General features: G+C 57.1%; 14 protein-coding genes. 6 read left to right on the forward strand and 8 right to left on the reverse strand.

The window, feature by feature from the left end:
- Window position 1: 1 nt before the first annotated feature.
- Both waaF and glnE read right to left on the reverse strand, forming a co-directional pair.
- Window positions 2-1036, reverse strand: a complete 1035-nt coding sequence (waaF, locus tag ACEN8Q_RS21040) for a lipopolysaccharide heptosyltransferase II (RefSeq protein WP_413423205.1) — start codon at window positions 1034-1036, stop codon at window positions 2-4.
- A gap of 203 nt (window positions 1037-1239) precedes the next feature.
- Entirely contained in the window at window positions 1240-4179 is a 2940-nt protein-coding gene (glnE, locus tag ACEN8Q_RS21045; RefSeq protein ID WP_413703683.1) for a bifunctional [glutamate--ammonia ligase]-adenylyl-L-tyrosine phosphorylase/[glutamate--ammonia-ligase] adenylyltransferase, read from the reverse strand.
- Window positions 4180-4562: 383 nt separating this feature from the next.
- Here glnE and aceE point away from each other — a divergent pair, with 383 nt between their 5' ends.
- The 6 genes from aceE to msrA all read left to right on the forward strand — a co-directional run bounded on the left by aceE (window position 4563) and on the right by msrA (window position 15984).
- Window positions 4563-7208, forward strand: coding sequence for a pyruvate dehydrogenase (acetyl-transferring), homodimeric type (aceE, locus tag ACEN8Q_RS21050; protein ID WP_413423201.1), 2646 nt, complete (start codon window positions 4563-4565; stop codon window positions 7206-7208).
- An 11-nt stretch (window positions 7209-7219) separates the two neighbouring features.
- Window positions 7220-9178 (forward strand): dihydrolipoyllysine-residue acetyltransferase, encoded by a 1959-nt coding sequence (gene aceF, locus ACEN8Q_RS21055; RefSeq protein WP_413703684.1) that lies wholly within the window; start codon window positions 7220-7222, stop codon window positions 9176-9178.
- A gap of 272 nt (window positions 9179-9450) precedes the next feature.
- Window positions 9451-10884 (forward strand): alkaline phosphatase D family protein, encoded by a 1434-nt coding sequence (locus ACEN8Q_RS21060; RefSeq protein WP_413423197.1) that lies wholly within the window; start codon window positions 9451-9453, stop codon window positions 10882-10884.
- Window positions 10885-10961: 77 nt separating this feature from the next.
- Complete coding sequence (locus ACEN8Q_RS21065) at window positions 10962-12356, forward strand: alkaline phosphatase D family protein (RefSeq protein ID WP_413423195.1); 1395 nt, start codon at window positions 10962-10964, stop codon at window positions 12354-12356.
- A 220-nt stretch (window positions 12357-12576) separates the two neighbouring features.
- Complete coding sequence (locus tag ACEN8Q_RS21070) at window positions 12577-15270, forward strand: putative bifunctional diguanylate cyclase/phosphodiesterase (protein ID WP_413423193.1); 2694 nt, start codon at window positions 12577-12579, stop codon at window positions 15268-15270.
- A 63-nt stretch (window positions 15271-15333) separates the two neighbouring features.
- Window positions 15334-15984 carry a peptide-methionine (S)-S-oxide reductase MsrA gene (msrA, locus tag ACEN8Q_RS21075; protein ID WP_413423191.1) on the forward strand — a complete coding sequence of 217 codons (651 nt, stop codon included), beginning with the start codon at window positions 15334-15336 and terminating at the stop codon, window positions 15982-15984.
- 146 nt (window positions 15985-16130) lie between these two features.
- On the opposite strand, the gene ACEN8Q_RS21080 is transcribed toward msrA, so the two are convergent.
- From ACEN8Q_RS21080 to ACEN8Q_RS21105, 6 genes are all read right to left on the reverse strand, one after another.
- Complete coding sequence (locus ACEN8Q_RS21080; protein ID WP_413703685.1) at window positions 16131-16970, reverse strand: 23S rRNA (adenine(2030)-N(6))-methyltransferase RlmJ; 840 nt, start codon at window positions 16968-16970, stop codon at window positions 16131-16133.
- A gap of 118 nt (window positions 16971-17088) precedes the next feature.
- A complete protein-coding gene (locus ACEN8Q_RS21085) occupies window positions 17089-18327 on the reverse strand; it encodes a hypothetical protein (RefSeq protein WP_413703686.1) in 1239 nt (412 codons plus the stop codon).
- A gap of 171 nt (window positions 18328-18498) precedes the next feature.
- Entirely contained in the window at window positions 18499-19026 is a 528-nt protein-coding gene (locus tag ACEN8Q_RS21090) for a hypothetical protein (RefSeq protein WP_413703687.1), read from the reverse strand.
- A gap of 77 nt (window positions 19027-19103) precedes the next feature.
- Window positions 19104-19514 (reverse strand): hypothetical protein, encoded by a 411-nt coding sequence (locus ACEN8Q_RS21095; RefSeq protein ID WP_413703688.1) that lies wholly within the window; start codon window positions 19512-19514, stop codon window positions 19104-19106.
- Between the two features lie 69 nt (window positions 19515-19583).
- The gene (locus ACEN8Q_RS21100) at window positions 19584-20246 is read right to left on the reverse strand and encodes a hypothetical protein (protein WP_413703689.1); all 663 of its coding nucleotides are present in this window, start codon (window positions 20244-20246) and stop codon (window positions 19584-19586) included.
- Window positions 20230-23013, reverse strand: coding sequence for a hypothetical protein (locus tag ACEN8Q_RS21105; protein WP_413703690.1), 2784 nt, complete (start codon window positions 23011-23013; stop codon window positions 20230-20232). Before ACEN8Q_RS21105 ends, ACEN8Q_RS21100 begins: the two co-directional genes overlap by 17 nt.
- Between the last annotated feature and the right edge of the window lie 79 nt (window positions 23014-23092).

A 23092-nucleotide genomic window follows, 5' to 3' on the forward strand; every position in this document is an offset into this window, starting at 1 on the left:
GCTATTTGACCTCGACCACGGTGCCCTGCAAACGCTGCAAGGCTTCGTTCACCGCTTGCGGCATGAGCTGGCGCAGGCAGTTGTAATGGCCGAACCGGCACGTGCGGTCGAAGCATGGGCTACATTCAATGCCCAGGCGCACGATCTCGACATGCTCGGCCAGCGGCGGCGTGAAGCCCGGCGACGTCGAACCGTAGACCGCCACCAGCGGGCGGTTCAGCGCGGCGGCGACGTGCATCAGGCCGGAGTCGTTGGACACCACCGCATCGGCACAGGACAGCAGGTCGATGGCCTCGGCCAGCGAGGTGCCGCCGCTGAGGTTGACCGATTCTTCGCGCAGGCCGGGAATCAGCCGCGCTCGGATGTCTTCGCCCACGGCGTGATCGTTTTTCGAACCGAACAGCCAGACTTGCCAGCCTTCGCGGATCTTCGCTTCGGCGACCTTGGCGTAATGCTCGGACGGCCAGCGCTTGGACTCGCCAAACTCGGCGCCAGGGCACAGGGCCAACACCGGACGGTCGAGGGCCAGGCCGAACTTGGCCAGAGCCGCCTCGCGGGTGACCGGGTCGATCTGCAGCGCCGGACGCGGATAGGGTTTTGGCAGCTCGACGCCCGGCTCGCAAGCCAGGGCCATGAAGCGCTCGATCATCAGCGGATAACGATCTTTATCCAGCGTGCGTACGTCATTGAGCAAGCCATAGCGCAATTCGCCACGCCAGCCGGTGCGTTTCGGGATGCCGGCAAAGAACGGCACCAGCGCCGACTTCAGGGAATTGGGCAGCAGGATCGCCTGGTCGTACTGGCCGGCCAGGGATTTGCCGATGCGCCGGCGCGTCGCCAGCTCCAGGACACCGTGACCGAGCGGAAAGCTCAAGGCCTGGCGAACTTCGGGCATGCGCTCAAGAATCGGCCGGCTCCACTCGGGGGCCAGCACGTCGATTTCGCATTGCGGGTGGCGTTGTTTCAGACACTGGAAAAGTGTCTGCGCCATCACCATGTCACCGACCCAACTGGGCCCAACGATCAGAATTTTCATGTGGTTTCCATAAACGAACCGGGGAGGCCTACGCCTCCCCGCCTCGAGAATTCTACAGAACAACGTAAATCTACTGTAGGAGCGAGCCTGCTCGCGATGAACCTGAAAACTCCGCGGGGTGTCAGGCTCGCCGCGCTATCGTTAACGACCATCGCGAGCAAGCTCGCTCCTACAGGGAATATTGGCGTATCAAATATCCCGTTTCAGCGTAGACCCAGCTCACGCCAGATCCGCATGACCTGCCGCCGTTCGTCCACGAACTGGTCAGCCGGTATCACCCCCGGGTTCTTCTGCAGAGCCTGCCGGTGGGCGGCGGAACGGTACGCTTTATACACTTCACGCAACAGACCGGCATCTTCGACGGGCATCAGCCCTTCATGCTCCAGCTCTTCCAGGATGCGGATATTATCCGTCCAGCGCAGCAATGGCGGGTGTGTTTCGGACCACGCCAGGGCCGCGTATTGCACCATAAATTCAATATCGACGATACCTCCGGCGTCCTGCTTGATATCGAACGGCGCCGTGGCCTCGAAGGCATTTGCCCCGGTGCCGGCCGCCGTGCTCTTGCTGCCGAGGTTATCGCGCATCTTGGCGCGCATTTCGCTGACCTCCTGGCGCAGGGTCGGCAAATCACGTGTCTTGCCCAAAATCGCGGCACGGACTTTCTCGAATGCCTGGCCGACATCCTGACTGCCCACCAGCACTCGCGCCCGCACCAGCGCCTGGTGTTCCCAGGTCCATGCTTCGTTTTCCTGATAACGGGCAAACGCCCCCAGGGAACTCACCAGCAAGCCCGACGCACCGGACGGCCGCAGACGCATGTCCACTTCATACAACTGCCCGGAGTTGGTCTGTGCCGTCAGCAAATGAATGATCCGTTGACCCAGACGGGTGAAGAATTGCGCGCCATCGATGGGCTTGGGTCCATCGGTTTCGGCCTGCGGATCGCCATCGTGGATGAACACCAGATCCAGGTCGGAACCATGCCCGAGTTCCAGGCCGCCGACTTTCCCATAACCGACAATGATGAAACCGGGATCGCACAAGGTGCCATCGGTGCGCAGCGGCGTGCCGTACTTGGCCACGGTCTGGCGCCAGGCCAGCGCCAGCACTTGCTCCAGGATCGCTTCGGCGAGCCAGGTCAGGTAATCGCTGACTTTCATCAGCGGCAGGCTGCCAGCGATTTCCGAAGCGGCCACCCGCAAGCGGTGCGCCAGCTTGAAGTGGCGCAGGGCTTCCATTTGCTGCTCGAGGTCGTCCTCGGGAATCCGTGTCAGGCGCTCGCGCAACTCGGCCGCCAGCTCTGGCGCCAGCGGCGGCTTGAACAGCCGGCCTTCGTTGAGCAATTCGTCGAGCAGCAAGGGGAAACGGGTGATTTGCTCGGCGATCCACGGGCTCGCCGCACACAGCGTCAGTAAACGCCGCAGCGCGCCGGGGTTCTCGGTCAGCAGCACCAGGTACGCGGAACGACGGGCCACGGCTTCAACCAGCGGCAGCACCCGCTCCAGTACCAGGTCCGGATTGTCATGCTCCACGGCCTGCGCCAGCAAACGCGGAATAAAAGCATCGAGACGTTCGCGCCCCAGACGCTGCATTGCCCTCAATTGCGGGCTGCTGCGCAAGCCGGCCAGGGCTTTCAAGGCTTTGGTGGCATCCTTGAACCCCCCCTCCTCCAGTTGGCGGCAAGCGGCCTCATCGTCCTGAGCCTCCTCCCACAGCGGCAACCATTCACCGCCGACCACCACTTCGCTTTCGGCGCCCTGCTCTTCGTCGGGATCGGCGATCACCTGCCCGAAGTGCCAGGCCACGCGGCCGCGCCAATACATCAGTTGTTCGTGGAAAGCCGTCCAGTTGGCGAAACCCAGCATAAAGGCAATACGCGCCTGATCCTGCTCGCCATCGGGCAACATTTGCGTCTGGCGATCGGCAATCGCCTGAATCGCGTGTTCGGTGTAACGCAGGAACTCGTATCCTTCACGCAGCTCGCTGATCACGGCCGGCGGCAGGTAACCCTGGCCTTCCAGTGTGCTCAGCACCTTTAACAGCGGGCGCTGCTGCAAGCTCAAATCGCGGCCGCCGTGAATCAGCTGGAACGCCTGGGCAATGAACTCGACTTCACGAATGCCGCCGGAACCCAGCTTGATGTTGTCGGCCATGCCCTTGCGCCGCACTTCCTGCTGGATCAGCTGCTTCATGGTGCGCAGCGCTTCGATGGCCGAAAAGTCCAGGTAACGCCGGTAGACGAATGGCCGCAGCATCTCTTGCAGTTGCGCGCCGGCCACCTGGTCGCCGGCCACCACCCGCGACTTGATCATGGCGTAGCGTTCCCAGTCGCGCCCCTGGTCCTGGTAATACTGCTCCAGCGCATTGAAGCTCAGCACCAGCGCACCTGCCGAACCGTAGGGACGCAAGCGCATGTCGACGCGGAACACAAAACCGTCGACGGTCATCGGGTCCAGGGCCTTGATCAGCCGCTGACCCAGACGAATGAAGAACTCCTGGTTATCCAGCGGGCGTTTCACACCGACGGTTTCGCCGCCCTCGGGGTAGGCAAAAATCAGATCGATGTCCGACGACAGGTTCAGTTCCACCGCACCGAGCTTGCCCATGCCGAGAATGACCATCTGCTGCGGCTCGCCGCTGCGCCGGCCGGTCGGCACGCCGAACTGCTGGCAATGCCGCACGTACAACCATTGATAGGCCTGATCGATGCTGGCATCGGCCATGTCCGAGAGGTCACGACAGGTCTGGATCAAATCGGCCTGGCGGGTCAGGTCGCGCCAGATGATCCGCACCTGATGGCGCGCACGCTGACGGCGCAAGGCGCGGCCAAGCTGATCTTCGGTCTCGGCCACACTCACGGCGGTGGCAATCTGCGCGCACAACTCACCGGGAGCGAAGCTGCGGTCCAGTTCGCCGGACTGCACCAGCTGCAGCAACATCAAAGGGTCACGAACACACTGTTCAATCACGAAATCGCTGGCGGCGGTGACGCGGGCAAATTGCGCCCAGCGCTCTGGCGTCCAGGCAGAAAGCCCGTGGTCATCACCCAAAGCGGCGACGGCAGCCCGGAACGACTGCTCGGCACGGGTGACAAACGGCAGGAGAATGGCGGGCAGTTCAGCAAACGAAGGGAGGCTCATGGTCTATCCTTGATCGGCGTACAACCGACTGCATGTAGTGGTTTTCGAAAACCCACTACCTGAGGGACTGTCGAACAAAAGTTAGAAATAGCTGAAATTTCTTTTATTTTGGCAGCCAGCATCAAGCTTTCACCTTTTGTAGTTGGAAAAAGACCAACCTTATCGATTATTCTCACAACGCAGCCGGGGGCCACGAGCCACTCATCTGTAGTTTTACTACTCGTATATACATTAGACGGGCTGAAATGCCGGAAGATTTGTAGTAAAACTACACGCCGCCGGAACAACCTGTCGGCAATCCAAGAATTCATAACGTCTGCCCACAAGGCCAGTCGCTAACTCAGGCAACCGATTCTGGTAGCCTTTCCGCCCTGGAGCAAGCCATGCAAGACCTCGATCCCGTCGAAACCCAGGAATGGCTGGACGCCCTGGAATCGGTTCTCGACAAAGAAGGCGAAGACCGTGCTCACTATCTGATGACCCGTATGGGTGAGCTCGCGACCCGCAGCGGTTCGCAGTTGCCTTACGCCATCACCACGCCTTACCGCAACACGATCCCCGTTACCCACGAAGCACGCATGCCTGGCGACCTGTTCATGGAACGCCGCATTCGCTCGCTGGTACGCTGGAACGCGATGGCCATGGTAATGCGTACGAACCTGAAAGACTCTGACCTCGGCGGTCACATCTCCAGCTTCGCTTCCAGTGCGACCCTGTATGACATCGGCTTCAACTACTTCTTCCAGGCCCCGACCGACGAACACGGCGGCGACCTGATCTACTTCCAGGGCCACACCTCGCCAGGCGTTTACGCCCGTGCATTCATGGAAGGCCGCATCACCGAAGACCAGATGAACAACTTCCGCCAGGAAGTTGACGGTCAGGGCCTGTCGTCCTACCCACACCCTTGGCTGATGCCTGACTTCTGGCAGTTCCCGACCGTATCCATGGGTCTGGGCCCGATCCAGGCGATCTACCAGGCACGTTTCATGAAGTACCTGGAACACCGTGGCTTCATCCAGCCAGGCAAACAGAAAGTCTGGTGCTTCCTGGGCGACGGCGAGTGCGACGAGCCGGAATCCCTGGGCGCCATCTCCCTGGCCGGCCGCGAGAAGCTCGACAACCTGATCTTCGTCATCAACTGCAACCTGCAGCGCCTCGACGGCCCGGTTCGCGGCAACGGCAAGATCATCCAGGAACTCGAAGGCGTGTTCCGCGGTGCTCAGTGGAACGTGACCAAAGTCATCTGGGGCCGTTTCTGGGACCCACTGCTGGCCAAGGACGTCGACGGCATCCTGCAACGCCGCATGGACGAAGTCATCGACGGCGAGTACCAGAACTACAAAGCCAAAGACGGCGCGTTCGTGCGTGAACACTTCTTCAACACGCCGGAACTCAAGGCGATGGTTGCCGATCTGTCCGACGACGAGATCTGGAAACTCAACCGTGGCGGCCACGACCCGTACAAGGTCTACGCGGCGTACCACGAAGCGGTCAACCACAAAGAACAACCGACCGTCATCCTGGCCAAGACCATCAAGGGTTATGGCACCGGTGCCGGCGAAGCGAAAAACACTGCGCACAACACCAAGAAAGTCGACGTCGACAGCCTGAAGTTGTTCCGCGATCGTTTCGACATCCCGGTCAAGGACGAAGAGCTGGAGAACCTGCCGTTCTTCAAACCGGAAGAAGGCAGCGCCGAAGCCCGTTACCTGGCCGAGCGCCGCAATGCGCTGGGCGGTTTCGTACCACAGCGTCGCGCTCAAAGCTTCAACATCCCGACCCCTCCACTGGACACCCTCAAGGCGATCCTCGACGGCTCGGGCGACCGTGAAATCTCCACCACCATGGCCTTCGTGCGGATCCTCGCGCAACTGGTCAAGGACAAGGAAATCGGCCCGCGCATCGTGCCGATCATCCCGGACGAAGCCCGTACCTTCGGTATGGAAGGCATGTTCCGTCAGTTGGGCATCTACTCCTCCGTCGGCCAGCTCTACGAGCCAGTCGATAAAGACCAGGTGATGTTCTACAAGGAAGACCAGAAGGGCCAGATCCTCGAAGAGGGCATCAACGAAGCGGGCGCCATGAGCTCCTTCATCGCTGCCGGTACTTCGTACTCCAGCCACAACCAGCCAATGCTGCCGTTCTACATCTTCTACTCGATGTTCGGCTTCCAGCGTATCGGCGACCTGGCCTGGGCCGCTGGCGACAGCCGCACCCGTGGCTTCCTGATCGGCGGTACCGCCGGCCGTACCACCCTGAACGGTGAAGGCCTGCAACACGAAGACGGTCACAGCCACCTGCTGGCCGCGACCATCCCGAACTGCCGCACCTACGATCCAACCTACGGCTACGAGCTGGCGGTGATCATTCAGGACGGCATGAAGAAGATGACCGAAGAGCAACAGGACGTCTTCTACTACATCACCGTGATGAACGAGTCGTACCAGCAGCCAGCCATGCCGGCCGGTGCCGAAGAAGGCATCAAGAAGGGCATGTACCTGCTCGAAGAAGACACCCGCGAAGCGGCGCACCACGTTCAGCTGATGGGCTCCGGCACCATCCTGCGTGAAGTCCGTGAAGCAGCGAAGATCCTGCGCGAAGAGTTCAACGTCGGCGCCGACGTGTGGAGCGTTACCAGCTTCAACGAACTGCGTCGCGACGGCCTGGCCGTTGAACGCACCAACCGTCTGCACCCGGGCCAGAAGCCTAAGCTGAGCTACGTCGAAGAGTGCCTGAACGGCCGTAAGGGTCCGGTCATCGCGTCTACCGACTACATGAAACTGTTCGCCGAGCAGATCCGTCAGTGGGTACCGTCCAAGGAATTCAAAGTCCTGGGCACCGACGGTTTCGGCCGCAGCGACAGCCGCAAGAAACTGCGTCATTTCTTCGAAGTCGACCGTCATTTCGTGGTGTTGGCAGCCCTGGAAGCACTGGCTGACCGTGGTGACATCGAACCTAAAGTGGTGGCCGAGGCCATCGCCAAGTTCGGTATCAACCCGGAAAAACGCAACCCACTGGACTGCTGAGGAGAGATTCTGTGAGCGAACTCATTCGCGTACCTGACATCGGCAGCGGTGAAGGTGAAGTAATTGAACTGTTTGTGAAGGTCGGCGACCGTATCGAAGCCGACCAGAGCATCCTGACACTGGAATCGGACAAGGCGAGCATGGAAGTGCCTGCGCCGAAGGCCGGTATCATCAAGAGCCTGAAAGTGAAGCTGGGCGATCGCCTGAAAGAAGGAGACGAACTGCTGGAGCTGGAAGTCGAAGGTGCCGCTGCTGCGGCCCCTGCGGCTGCTGCAAAAGCCGCAGAGAAACCGGCCGCTGCTCCAGCGCCGGCCGCTCCTGCTGCCGCGCCAGCTGCCGCCAGCGTTCAGAAAGTGCACGTGCCGGACATCGGTTCGTCGGGCAAGGCCCAGATCATCGAGATCCAGGTCAAGGTCGGCGACACCGTCGCGGCTGATCAGTCGCTGATCACCCTGGAATCCGACAAGGCCAGCATGGAAATCCCGTCGCCAGCCGCTGGCGTGGTCAAGGCCATCAGCGTCAAGCTCAACGACGAAGTCGGCACCGGCGACCTGATCCTGGACCTGGAAGTGGCGGGCGCTGCTGCGCCGGCTGCGGCTCCAGCCCAGGCTGCCGCTCCGGCAGCTGCACCTGCACCTGCACCTGCACCTGCGGCAGCCCCGACTGCTCCAGTAGCCGACAGCATCCAGGACATCCACGTTCCGGACATCGGTTCGGCGGGCAAGGCCAAGATCATCGAAGTCCTGGTCAAGGCCGGCGACAGCGTTGTCGCCGACCAGTCGCTGATCACCCTGGAATCCGACAAGGCCAGCATGGAAATCCCGTCGCCGGCCGCTGGCGTGGTGGAAAGTGTTTCCATCAAGCTCGATGACGAAGTCGGTACCGGCGACCTGATCCTCAAGCTGAAAGTCAAAGGCGCCGCTCCTGCTGCACCTGTTGCTGCGACCGCACCTGCCGCTGCTGCTCCGAGCGCTCCGGCTCCAGCCGCTGCTGCACCTGCCGCGGCCGCACCTGTTGCTGCCCCGGTTGCTGCTCCCGCCAAGCCAGGCGCCAAGGTTCACGCCGGCCCTGCCGTGCGTCAACTGGCCCGCGAGTTCGGCGTCGAGCTGAGCGCTGTAGGTGCCAGCGGTCCGCACGGTCGCATCCTGAAGGAAGACGTGCAGGTCTACGTCAAAGCCATGATGCAGAAGGCCAAGGAAGCGCCGGCCGCTGCGGCTGGCGCAACCGGTGGCGCGGGCATTCCGCCGATTCCGGTCGTGGACTTCAGCCGTTTCGGTGAAATCGAAGAAGTGCCGATGACCCGCCTGATGCAGGTCGGCGCCGCCAACCTGCACCGTAGCTGGCTGAACGTGCCGCACGTGACGCAATTCGACTCGGCGGATATCACCGAACTCGAAGCGTTCCGTGTTGCCCAGAAAGCCGTTGCAGAGAAGGCCGGCGTCAAGCTGACCGTCCTGCCGTTGCTGCTCAAGTCCTGCGCGCACCTGCTCAAGGAACTGCCGGACTTCAACAGCTCGCTGGCACCAAGCGGCAAAGCGATCATCCGCAAGAAATACGTGAATATCGGCTTCGCCGTCGACACTCCGGAAGGCCTGCTGGTACCGGTCATCAAGAACGTCGACCAGAAGAGCCTGCTGCAACTGGCGGCCGAAGCGGCTTCCCTGGCTGAAAAAGCCCGGACCAAGAAGCTTTCGTCGGACGAGATGCAAGGCGCCTGCTTCACCATTTCCAGCCTCGGCCACATTGGCGGCACCGGCTTCACGCCGATCGTCAACGCGCCGGAAGTGGCGATTCTCGGTGTCTCCAAGGCAACCATCCAGCCAGTCTGGGACGGCAAAGCCTTCCAGCCGAAACTGATGCTGCCACTGTCGCTGTCCTACGATCACCGTGTGATCAACGGCGCCGCTGCCGCACGCTTCACCAAGCGCCTGAGCGATCTGCTGGGCGACATCCGCACCATGCTCCTGTAACACCGACCGGCCCTCCTTCACCGGAGGGCCGATCGCGTTCCACGTTTCCGAGCGCCACGCTCGTACCTCAACCCCGCCAATTTGGCGGGGCTTTTTTTGCCTGCACGAAACGCAGGCAATGTCCTACATGCCTGGTTTGATTACCCCACACAACCCATCCCCTTTTGCCCAGTATTTTCCCGCCAGCAAACACTTAGCCTTAATACCCAAAACTACGGCGGCAACTTTTAACGCCACTGGCTTTTCAGTTATTCATTCGAATGGATTCGAACATGCTAAAACTCTCTGTCGGCCCAATAGTTGGCCACACCACAACTGATCACGCGCGTATCTTTGTGCGCGGAGTAGCGCAAAAAGATGCCGCCGTATTTGCCGGCATCCGTTATCGGCAGTCCGGGGATACGCAATGGCTTAAACGTATCTTTACAAGACTGACAAACCTGCAAGACATGTCCGATGTCATTGTTCTCGATAACCTCGCGGCCGATACCGAATACGAGTATCAAGCCGGCTGGTTCAGCACCACGAGTGCCGGGCACACCGTGGAGTCGGTGCAAGAACTGCCGCTGCAATGGCCGCAGGAACTCTATCGCTTGCGCACCCGATCGGGCACAGTCGGCACGCCGCGAGCCTATTTCGTCGGCTCATGCCGTTACTTGCGGATGACCGCCGGTATCCCGTCGGCGCCACAACTGGGCGACCGGATATTCGCCTCGATCACACAATTGGCACTGCAAGCCAACCCGCCGGTCAGCGCGATGTTGATGACTGGCGATCAGATCTATGTCGACGATTTGAATTTTTTCGCACCCGACCGCGAATATCAGCAAATACTCGCAAAATACCGTGCGGCTTTCTCCCAACCGCATATTTCCAGGTTAATGGCCAACTTATCGACTTACATGATCCTCGACGATCACGAAATTGAAGATAACTGGCCGGAAAGAAAAACATCAGGCGATGATGTTCTGTATGAAAACGCCATCACTGCTTATGAGTTATATCAAGCCAGCCACAGCCCGGTATTTGAATTACTCGACGATGGCCGGGTCAGCCGGCATCCGAAGCACTATTGGTATCAGTTCACCGATGGCGATATCGAATGGTTCGTCACCGATAGCCGCTCCCAGCGTAGTCTGTCCGCCAATGATCGACGCATTCTTGATGTTGAACAGGAATATGCCTTGTGCCAATGGCTGATCCACAGCCCCGCCAGGGTCAAGATGGTGGTCACCAGTGTGATGTTCTTCCCTGACGCCAAACGCGACGGGGATGACGCCTGGGCCGGGTTTCCCGGACAACGGCTGCGGTTGCTGGAGACCATTCGTACACATCGCATCAGGAACGTCGTGTTCATTTCCGGTGATGTTCACGGTTCACTGACCAGTCGGTTGACCCACAGCGAAGACCCGGGCTTCGAAGTCCACACCATCGTCTCGTCACCGCTGTGCAACAGCAGAATGTTGCCCTATGCCACGGCCTCCACATTCGCCCTCGATCAACCCCTGGTCCGCACCGCCTCCGGCGACTATCGACATGAGCTGACCAGCATGGTGGTGAGTGAAGACAACTTTGCCCATATTGTGGTCGAGGCCGGACAGATTATGGTCACTTACCACGACCGCGACGGAGGGGCACTGCAAACCGTTGAGATTAAATTGGATAAAACTGACAAGAACACACAAAAAAACAACTCAGCGGCATGACGATAAATATGTATCGCACAGACTGGCTACACCCGCCCTAACCTGTCCAGGATAAAAACCAATGGATGGAAAACATTATGCAATTACAAAAGCCTACCGTAGGCCCTATTCTTGGACACGTCACGCCACACGAGGCGAGAATTTTTCTGCGAGGTGGAAATCAACTCGCGAAAGACAAGAGCGTCAGAATAGCTGCAATCCGCTTTCGGGAAAACAACAACACATTATGGAAAGTGCGCACCGAAACGATACTCAGAGACAGGGACAATACCGCTGTAATCCATCTGTCAGGGCTAAGCGCCGATACAATATATACCTTTCAGATGGGCTGGTGTAACGCAAGCAAAGAGTTTCTGGCCGATCCCGACCTTACCGATTCGTTCATCTGGCCTAAGAAAAAATTCAAACTCCAGACCCAGAATGGCAAAAATGATTCATCGCGCAGCTACCTCATAGGCTCATGCAGATACCTGAATTTTACTGGCGGCTTTCCTCTACATACGGCTAATAACTCCACTATCTTTAAAGCAATGGTCAGGCAAAAAATCAAAACCGACGCACTTGTAATGGTGGGCGATCAAATCTATGCCGACGATATGAACAGGGTAGTGCCAGATACGTCGCTTAATGATTTCCTAATTAAATACAGAGGTTCCTTCTCCGAAAAAAATATTCGAAAGCTCATGGCAAAAACGCCTACCTATATGATTTTGGATGACCACGAGATAGAAGATAACTGGCCTGCCAATAAATCTGACGCAGATCTCGCTCTTTTTAATAATGCAATGCACGCTTATGAGATATACCAGTCCAGCCATAGTCCTGCGCATACACTGTCAGCCGATGGAACCTTGGCCAAACGTCCCGATCATTATTGGTACAAGTTCTCCCATGGCGCCGTGGAATGGTTTGTTCTGGATACCCGCACGCAACGCAACCTGGCACCCGAGGATCGAAGGATACTCGATGTCGAGCAAGAAACAGCACTGCTCGAATGGTTGGCCTCCAGCGTGGCGAAAGTGAAATTTGTCGTCACCAGTGTCATGTTTTACCCGGACTTGAAAGAAGATGGTGGGGACTCGTGGAAATCTTTCACCGAGCAACGCAACCGAATTCTTGAAAGCATCCGTTTGAATAAAGTCAAAAATGTGTTTTTTATCGCTGGAGATGTTCATGCCTCGATGACAAGCAAGCTTACGCACTCGAAAGACCAAGACTTCGCTGTCCATACCATTGTCTCCTCGCCATTGAACTGTATTCCAATCTACGGCCCGCCAACCGCTGAGGCATTTATGCTGGACCAAACGCTCAGCACCATCGATGACGCAACGTTTGCGCACACCCTTAGCTGCACAAAAATAATCAGTACTGATAATTTTGCCCGCGTCACCGTCGACGAAAACAACGTCTCGGTGAGCTTCTTCAACAAAAAAGGGGCGCTCCTGGAAGCGGTCAATATTCCCTTGGCCTGACGCCGCCTCGGCCGTCAGCAGAACAGGCTTTTCACTGGCAAAATCGCAATTTTGCAATTCGGCCTGCAGAAATCGCCTGTTCTGCCGACATATTCTTATAGCACTTGGCCTTCATCTCTCTTGTCAGTCGGTGCCGCAATGATGCAACCTTGCCGCAGGCAACAGTAAAGAGGGCGAGAGCCCAGCGCGTTCAGCATATTCGAAGCGAGTTTCCCTCCATATGAAAAGCCAACCCGATGCCGCCAGCCGTATGGTGGCCGAGGTAGTGACGCAGTTGCCTGTGCCCTCGCGGCTCGGCATGCTGCGTTTCGAACGGCTTAATGAACCCAGCTGGGCGCTGTTGTTTCTCGATCCCAATTGCGAACGCCAGTTCGGCATGCCAGCCGTGGAGCTGTGCGCGCTGGTGGGCTCGCCCTACGCCAGCCTGATGGAGCCGGAAGCGCGTTATCAACTGCACGACGCGGTCCAGCAACAACTGACCGAAAGCACGCATTACCTGGTCCGCTACACCCTGCACACCGCCTCGGGCTCCCTGAATCTGCTGGAACTGGGCGAAGCCTACAAACAACACAATCGCCACCTGTTGCGCGGCTATCTGCTGGTCATTGACGGCCTGTTCGAGGATGACCCGCTGCAACCGGCCCTGGATCTGGAAACCCAGAACTCGCGCCTGCAAATCGCCCTGGAACTCAATCAGCGCGCCCAGCAGGAGCAACTGCTGCATCTGGACCGGGTGCGTGCCCAGCAGGACCTGATCCTGCTGCTCACCCGCCAACGCTACAGCAGCAACGACTCCTTGCGCGAAGCCGCCGAGCTGATCACCCGCAGCGCCTGCGACATTTACGAAATCGACTGCGCCAGCCTGTGGCACCTCGAAGGCTCGATGCTGGTGCCGATCTCGGCCTATCACCGCACGAGTCAGGAATACCTGCTGCCGCAGCCGATCGACGTCAGCGTTTTCCCCGATTACCTCGACGCCTTGCACACCGGTCGCGCCATCGACGCCCATAACGCCATGCGCGACCCGCGCACCCGGGAGATGGCCGAAAGCCTGCGCCCGTGCGACGTCAACGCAATGCTTGACGCCAGTATCCGCGTCGATGGCCAGGTGGTCGGCGTTTTGTGCCTGGAGCAAACCGGTGCGACCCGTGCCTGGCAGTCGGACGAAATCGCTTTTGCCGGCGAACTGGCGGACCAGTTTGCCCAGGTCATCAGCAACCACAACCGGCGCACCGCCACCAGCGCCCTGCACCTGTTTCAGCGTGCGGTCGAACAAAGTGCCAACGCCTTTTTGCTGGTGAATTGCGATGGCGTGGTGGAATACGTCAACCCGAGCTTCACCGCAATCACCCAGTACTCCACCGAAGAAGTGCACGGTCAGCGCCTGTCGGAACTGCCAGCCCTGGAGAACCTCAGCGAACTGCTGTTCGACGCACCTTCGGCGCTGGCCAAGAGCAACAGTTGGCAGGGCGAATTCAAGAGCCGGCGCAAAAACCTCGAACCCTACTGGGGCCAGTTGTCGATCTCCAAGGTTTACGGCGACAACCGCGAGCTGACCCATTACATCGGCATTTACGAAGACATCACCCAGACCAAACTGGCCCAGCAACGCATCGAGCGCCTGGCCTACACCGACAACCTGACCAATCTCGGCAATCGCCCGGCGTTCATCCGCAACCTCGACGAACGCTTCGCCCGGGACAGCGACGCACCGATCAGCCTGTTGCTGGTGGACATCGACAACTTCAAGCGGATCAACGACAGCCTCGGCCACCAGACCGGCGACAAACTGCTCATCAGCCTGGCCCGGCGCCTGCGCAACAGCTTGATCCCGAGCGGTAGCCTGGCACGCTTCGCCAGTAACGAATTCGCCGTGTTGCTGGACAACAGCGACCTCACGGAGGGTCAGCAAGTGGCCAACCAGTTGCTGGCGACCCTCGACAAACCGATGTTCGTCGACAACCAGTTGATCAGCGTCACCGGCTCCGTGGGCCTGGCCTGCGCGCCGCTGCATGGGCGCGACCCGCAAACCCTGATGCGCAACGCCGGGCTGGCCCTGCACAAGGCCAAGGCCAATGGCAAACACCAGGTGCAAGTGTTCACCGAAGCGCTGAACGCCGAGGCCAGCTACAAGCTGTTCGTCGAAAACAACCTGCGCCGCGCCCTGACCCAGAACGAACTCGATGTGTTCTACCAGCCCAAGCTGTGCCTGCGCAGCGGGCGCCTGCTGGGGATGGAAGCACTGCTGCGCTGGGATCATCCGGAAAAGGGCATGATCCGCCCGGATCAGTTCATCAGCGTCGCCGAAGAAACCGGGCTGATTATTCCGATCGGCAAATGGATCGCCCGCCAGGCCTGCCGCATGAGCAAGGCGCTGACCGCCGCCGGCCTGGGCAACCTTCAGGTGGCGATCAACCTGTCGCCCAAGCAGTTCTCGGACCCGGACCTGGTGGCCTCCATCGCCAGCATTCTCAAGGAAGAAGACCTGCCCGCTCATTTGCTGGAGCTGGAGCTGACCGAAGGCCTGCTGCTGGAAGCCACCGAAGACACCCACTTGCAGCTCGACCAGCTCAAGCGTCTGGGCATGACCTTGGCCATGGACGACTTCGGCACCGGCTACTCGTCGCTCAGTTACTTGAAAAAATTCCCCATCGACATCATTAAGATCGATCGAAGCTTCATCCACGAAATCCCGGACAACCAGGACGACATGGAAATCACCTCCGCAGTGATCGCCATGGCCCATAACCTGAAACTCAAGGTTGTGGCTGAGGGCATCGAAACTGCCGAGCAGTTGTCGTTCCTGCGCCGTCACCGCTGCGACGTCGGCCAGGGCTACCTGTTCGACCGTCCGATCCCGGGCAACGAGCTGATCGAAAAGCTCAAGCGCTACCCGCGTGGCCCAATCGCCTGACAGCGATCCAACTCTCGGGCAAACTGTTTGTCTGTCTAATTATCCTGACTGAGAGGACTGGTCATGGTTCTGCGCTCGGAAATTCTGGTGAACAAAAACGTGCTCCCTACTAAAGAACAAGCTCTGCCCGGCCGCGAAACCGCGATGACCCTGCCTGAAAAGCACTTTGTGTTTAAAGACACCCCCTTGCTCGGCCCGTTCTTCGAAGATGTCGACTTCGCGATCTTCGGCCTGGGCTGTTTCTGGGGGGCGGAACGCCGCTTCTGGCAGCGCGAAGGCGTGGTCAGCACGGTGGTGGGTTACGCCGGCGGCTTCACGCCGAACCCGACCTACGAAGAAGTCTGCTCCGGCCTGACCGGCCATGCCGAAGTGGTGCTGGTGGTGTACGACAAAGCGAAAGTCAGCTACCAGGAGCTGCTGGCGATGTTCTGGGAACTGCACAACCCGACTCAGGGCATGCGCCAGGGCAACGACATCGGCACCCAGTACCGTTCGGTGATCTACGCCACTTCGCCTGAACAACTGGAAGCCGCGCTCAAGAGCAAAGCAGCGTACCAGGCTGAACTGTCCAAGGCCGGCCTCGGTGAAATCAGCACCGAAATCGAACAGGCCCCGACCGTTTATTTTGCCGAGGCATATCACCAGCAGTATCTGGCCAAAAATCCGGAAGGGTATTGCGGGATCGGCGGCACAGGCGTGACCTGCCCGATCTGACAACTGACTGTAGGAGCGAGCTCGCTCGCGAAAAACCAAAGGACGCCGCTGGGCATCCGGCTTTACGCGTTAACGTTCACGACCTTCGCGAGCAAGCTCGCTCCTACACAGTGATGGCGTCCAATCGGACGCCATAGATGCACAAATCAACTCTCAGCAATCAACCAATCCATCCGCCACCCACCCTGGGTCTGCCCGAGCTTCTCGGACAACCACGGCAGCAGCTCACGCAACTCTTCCTCCAGCCCCCACGGCGGATTGGCAATCGCCAGGCCGGAACCGTTCAGGCTGTTCGGCGTATCCAACGGGTGCACCAACAACTCCACCCGCAACAACTTCGGCGCACCGGTGCCGGCCAGGTCCTGGTAGAAGCGACGCAGCGCGCGCTGATCCTTCACCGGGTACCAGATCGCCGCCACGGTCTGGCGCATCCGACCAATCGCTTCCTTCAACGACGCGGCACAACGCTGCATCTCATCGAGCTTCTCGAACGGCGGATCGATCAACATCACCGCACGCTTCTCCGGCACCGGCAGCAAGGCCCGCGACACATGCCAGCCCTCGCCCAAGTGAACCTTGACCCGACGATCACCGGCCATGTTGTCCTTGAGCAACACGCCGTCTTCCGGGTGCTTCTCGTTGAGCAACACACGGTCCTGAGGGCGGGTCAGGCGCCGCGCCAGTTCCGGCGACCCCGGGTAATAGCGCAACTGGCCATCCGGATTCATCTCGTGCAGTACCTGCATGTAATCGGCGGTCAGGAGCGGCAGATCCGGCTGATCCCACAAACGCGCAATGCCTTCCAGGTACTCGCCGGTGCGGCTCGCCTGATCGCCCTGCAGGTCATACAGACCAATTCCGGCGTGGGTGTCGAGATAGGCAAACGGCTGCTCCTTGCGCGACATCAGGGCGATGAGGCGGGTCAAGGTCAGGTGTTTGAACACATCGGCGTGATTGCCGGCGTGGAAGGCGTGACGATAATTCATGGCTGCTCCTGCGAAGGCCGGGAAGTTTACCTTTTACCGGCCGGCAAGTCAGGGGTTCGCAGCCGAGCGGATAACGCTACATCGTACCGTCCTGCCATCCCTGTCGAATTGAAATCACCTAACCAAGCGCCCTCGGTTCATTGACTACTGCTGGCATCACAACAGAACCCCACAGACCACCGGCAGCATTGCTCCCGCTAAAAATGAAGTGCGGCCCGCCGCCTAGCTGTAATGTTTGCGCCGCAGCGGCAATCGCCAGCCAAGGTGAGGCGCACCCTGGAAAACCCAGCGATGCATCGAGGTTGCACACTCCAAGTTCAGCACTCCCCATTGGAACTTCAGCCATTACGCTTGCAACATCGGCCTGCCGCTGGGACTCGACACCCACTCGCCAAACCTGCTCGATTGATTTCGCATCCACCGGAACCCAATCAAGGGCTTGCCGCGTGGCGTAGAGCAGATCATCGGTCGTGGGCTTGCGCTCTTGTTCCGGTCGGCGAAGGTAAGCGATCGGCAGTAAGGTGGTTTGCGTCAGTCGATTACCAAATAACAGTCCAACAGCAACTTCTGCCGTGCCCTCTGGTTGTTGCGGAACAAATTGCAGCGCGACCACCAACAACAACGACTGATCGCGAATGCGATGGTCGAGCCACTGATCCAGCGCAGCCAAACCACTGCCCTCGACGGAGGTTGAGGACTGACGAATACCAGATTCGCGCCAGGCTTTTCGCCACACCCGACGCCATTGCTCCTCCGGCAAACCGGTATCGACTTCCAGTAAAAGGGCCAGCGGCTGATCATCGGATAGATGAGCCAAAATCGGTGCCAAATCGGCGAGCACTGACTTCAATATCCGCAGCAGCGATCGCCTGGAATCTCCATCGGTATCGCTGGATAGGCGGCTGTGCCGCGATATCGATCCGCCCTGCCTCGATGGCTGCGCTTTCAAAGCCGTGACACCACTCAGCAGGCTATCAAGCTGCTGAGTCGGAGACTCCCCTGGAACTCGAAGTGCGGTATACAGGGTTGCAGCCAACACTTGCTGTGAGCGTCGACCCTGACGAATTTTACGGATCATGTCCTCTTCGCGAGCCTCATCCCAACCATCGGCAGCAGAATGTTCGCCGACGTGAAGCAGAAAGCGCCCGAAACCCAGCACGCACCAGCCCAAGAAGGGAATACCAATGGCCAAGCGCCAAAACTCCACAGGCCGTTGAAGAGGTTGTTCGTCGCTAAACAATACTGCCCCGCCAACACCCAGCAATAAGAACGATACCAATAGACCGAGCCATACCCAGGCACGTGGCCGTCGAGGGCGCAGCGCAGGTTTAGGGATTTTATCAAGTCTAACGGGCATGGCTAAGTTGTCCTTGCTTTAAAATTAATGCGATCAACCCCCAACCAATAACACTTCGGGGATTGACATATGCCACTGGGAAAACTGTATTCAAGCGTCGTGTCGGCTGATCATTCACGAAACGGTTTTAGCCAATGCAGAGGCTTTTATGGGGTGCTTTGGATCTGATTTTTAATGTTCACTTGGTGATCTACATTGCGAATCATTGCTTGACTTGTTCGCAATAGAAAATCGCAGCCCATCGATATCTGCGTGTGCTCCGTAAACTCCTAGACCCAGAGCCGTTGGATCTGTTCCTTTCGACGAGATTTCCAAAAAGCCCCCATTTCGCCTTACAAGCACGCGCCCAAATTGAGATTGATATATAAGCGCCGTATTAGTCGCCTCCATCTCCAATGAGAACGAGCAAACATGCTGATAAGCCTGTGTACTGTTGAGCTCCACTAGAAAGCCAAAAGCAATTGGTTTTATGTTAAGACAATCGTTGAGATCTTCGGCACAACTGGCACTGCCATCTAAGGATGTGCACAACTCACTTTTTTCTAGATAAAATCCAGTCCAATTAATTACAGATGCCGGCTTGCTTGCCTCCGCATTAACGTCTGACATTTCGTCGCCAAAAAAACTTTCCGCCTCAGCACAAGGAAGAAATAATGTTAGCAAAGTCGTTAGCAACCCCGCAGAAAACAATAGCTTCATTCTCTAGCCCTCAAATACCCAGCTCTATTTCAAGCTCATGGCTATCCGATATATTTGAACGCACCTGAAGTCTACTTCTAACCAATAACGCTGCTGCACTGCAGTGCGCTCAACCTCCAATTCAAAACTGGAATAAAGCATTTTCTTATTTCTTCCCCTGTTGGATCCAGTGAAGTTATAGCCAAATCCAAATGAACCCCATCTTTTGCAAAAAATATATTTTGAAAGCCTGCATGGGCGAAGCCGATTGAAAAAGGCTTACCTTCAAAACTGCACAGACTCATTCCTTGGAGCACCTGCGGATTTGGTTTAACACTAATTACTTCCACTTCAAGACACTCATTTTCAAATGTTTTTACATAGCGCGCTAGTACTCCTCCGGCTCTTCCAGAATTGACATCTGATGCGAATGAGTAATTTACCGTATAACTACTTGCAATACTGAATGGCGAAATCACCAAAAGGGCTATAATTCTGAAAACTTTCATTTTTAGTCCCTCATGAATTTTGCGTGCTCGTTAAACCCAGAAGCCGGAGCTACATTTAATGAATGACTGTCAATATTTAATATTATTTACCACATTTAAAATTTCAGCATAAGCAGAAGATCTATCACTCTCACGATACTGAACCACACTTGACTCGCCGCCAGCATCATAGCCTTTAAAATTCAGCCGATGATTCTCTTCTGTAATATATACCGGAGAAAAGCAGTATGGAGAGTTTTCATTGTTAGTAGGATGCTTAAGCAAACTGACGAAAACACTTGCTTTTAGAAGCTTCTTGTCAGGCTCACTGCATAAAGGGTGCGACTGGAATAGATCTGGAATATTAATCACCGTTCGGCTCAATTCTTCCACAGTGTATTTTTTACCTAGATCTAATTTCCAAACCTTGTACTCACCAATTGACATATCTCCATCTACAAGCCAGCCAATATTGTCATGCGAAGTGCATTCGCAATCACATGCTATGAGGAATACATTCTTTTTCGTACGGTTCCATGTCACCTCGACCTTTGGTGTCTCACACGCCAAAAGGATGTATTTTGCAGTATCACTAATATCTAGCGCACACTCTCCAGACGCATTGCATACTGCGCCATTTATTTCCTTGTGTAAGCTAAGTTTATTGCCCGCGTGCGCGAGTGAAAAACCGCAAAACAACATCAAGACAAAGGAAAGCGCAGTTCTGATTGAGTAATCATAAGTCGCAAACATGTTTTTCTTTAACCTCTCCAAGCAGATGAAAATTAATATTATTACGATTGGCCGTATTCCCTTGAAGATTTGCTGAATAAGGAGAGCCCTGGATGATCCCCATTCTCCTGCTCATGCAGTCAGCTGCCCATCGACTTGAGGCAGACTTAGCTCTTTCTTGCACGCATATTTTTAGTAAATTCTCCTGTGTTAACGGTGCTTCGCTGCCTACTCTGCTTCGAATCTCAAGTAAAGTTCTGCCCTTTTCCAGCCCACCTTGCTGAACACAAAGGTCATAGAGAGCTACGTAAGTCAAAACACCAACCTCGTTCATTATCGAGGGTGATATTGCTCTCATGTCTCTAATGCAGCGCTGTACATTTGAATGATATGAAGCCGCCTCCCGAAGTTGAATTTCTTGGAATTGTCGCTCACCTCCTAATGCATTGAAGGCTTGTTTCCATCCAGCTCTATTTGTACGAAGAATATCTCTCGCCCATGCTAGCTGAGCTGCTTTATCCGATTGAATCAGTGCATTCTTGAGGCTCTGATAATCTGTGGTAGCTGGAAAACATCTAGAAAAAGCAATACTGTCTTTCTGAAGCATCTTCAGTAGCACAGGCCCAAGAGTACCCTGACCAAAGTTCCACTGAATTAAACCAAATGACGTTCCCTGCTGATCGAAGTCATCTGCTAATGCATGGTAGTCAAGCATTTTATGCCCTTCATACCCTCCGCTTACTTTCAGCGCTAACTCTATACATTCACGAAGAGGTAAACATTCAGGTCCTTTACCGAAACTCAACAAACCCACCGGATGAAAGTGATACACCTCACCATGCCCCGGAAGTCCAACCCGCGTCGCCACCTCATTCCACCAACTCATTTGTTTGATTCGCCGTTTCTCCGCGAACCAATCCAAGTTTGGGGTTGAGCCGCTATGGCCGAGCAGTTCATCGAGCCGATCCCACTTGCCTTCCTTGTAGTACCACTCGCTGTCACAACAAACGATCAACTGCGAAATCGTTTGCGCGTGAGCCGGCAGACTGATTGCCGCTCGCAGTTCTTTAGCTGTCATCCGGCCATCGCGGTCGCGGTCGATAATGTCGTACAACCGCTGCTTCAATGGCCCCGTGTCACCCTCATCCGCCATTGGGCCAAAGCGTTCAAGCTGCGATTCGCTCAGCTTTTTCATGGTACGGAGGAAAGACGCCAGGAATTCCTGAGGAACGTCGTAATCGTAGATGAACTCGTAGCCCTCCCACGCCCACGGACTGACCCACGGCGTTACTCCGATTTCTTCGCGCACCCAGCCCTTCAGCGGCGTGTTACTAGCGTCATGCAACAGTTCTTCCAGGTAATACCAGTTGCATACCTTGCGCGTCGGGGTCGCGGGCATTTGCCGTTTGTGATTGGCCGGTAATTTGTCGAGCAGCGTTTTGGGGACGAGCAAATCAGCGGCACTGAGCGGGCTGGAGGCCCTTGCTGCTTCCAGTTGGCCGGCGGTGAGATTGCCCTCCGACGAAACAACGGGCGTCCCCACCGCGAGCTTGAGCCAGGTTTTGTCTTTGTCCGGCAGGCGCTTGGCCCAGGCCCGACTGGCTTCAATAAACAATTCAACGTCATCGCCGCTGAAGGTTTCCAGGTGCAGCTTTTCTTCCGGCTGGTCTGCGTCGTTATCGCGATACTGGCCAAGATGACCGATCAGATCGCCTGCCTTGATCGGGACGGGGGTATCGAGTACGACTACTTGATCGAATGCCACTGGCTCAATGGCGTTTTCCAGCGAGTCGAAATGCACATACTGATTGATGCATTCGAGCTTGCGAAATTCGCCGTTGCCACTGACCGTTACTTCCGATTCAACCGGCAACTTGAAGAATACATTGTCAGAAACAATAACCGGTTCGGTGCGGACGTTGACCCGTGGCTGCGACGACTGGATGCGAGTCTCTTTGCGGCCTTGGTCTCTGAGTACTCTGGCAGCGATATAACCCTTGACCGAGCCATCGGGGTTGAGCAACTCGGCCGGTCCCAAGGTGTTTTCCAGCTTGCGGAATTTTCCAGTACCACTAATGGTCACCTCGGCGCCTCTCGGCAGAAGGTCGATCACTTGTCCATGCCACCTGTGAAGCACGCTCAGGCCTCGTTGCTCAGGTTTGTCAGGGTGGAAGTCGTTCGCGGTCTGCTTGACGCGGTGGGTTGGGCGTTCGGGCCAGAACGCTGGGCGAGTGAGGGTGGACTCCTGGTACACCGCCCAGTCCTGCAGGTGCATGTACAGGCTGTAGAAGGTCAGGCTCGGCGGTGTGTCCTGGCTGCCCTCGATCTTCGGCGGTTGCAGGCGATGGCGCACCAGCACGAAATTTCGCGAGAACGGTTTTTCTATGGACCGTTTGTTGACGATGCAAGGCGTGGTCGGTGATTGAATGTCAATGCGGTAGGCCACCACTTCGCCATCAGCCAGGCAATGCACGCTGGATTGCTTCAGGGTGCCGGCAGTGCCGCTGTCGAAGTGCACGCCGCCGTGCCACAGGCCGTTACGGCCGAGGGGGTAGTAACCGGCATTGGCATTGGCCAAGTGGGTCAGTTGCTCAAGTGGGTTACGGCTGTCCTTGAACGGATGGCACCAGTTCTTCAGCGGTTGCAATGACTCTTGGGGCAGAGGGTCCTCCGGTAAAGGTTGCGCAGCGGTCAGGGCCGGAGAACTCTGCATGGCAGATCTATTTAAACCTGCCTTGCGACCGAATGAAGACTCGGTGCCAAAAAACCAGATGAGCAAGTCGCGCATGCTGTGTTCACTCCTTGTACGGCAGCTCTAGCGGGGTTGTCGGTGCGCATGACCGCGCCTTCCTGGACTGTACGGGGAC

Source organism: Pseudomonas sp. Pseusp16 (assembly GCF_047324915.1).
GTDB classification, from domain to species: domain Bacteria; phylum Pseudomonadota; class Gammaproteobacteria; order Pseudomonadales; family Pseudomonadaceae; genus Aquipseudomonas; species Aquipseudomonas fluorescens_CD.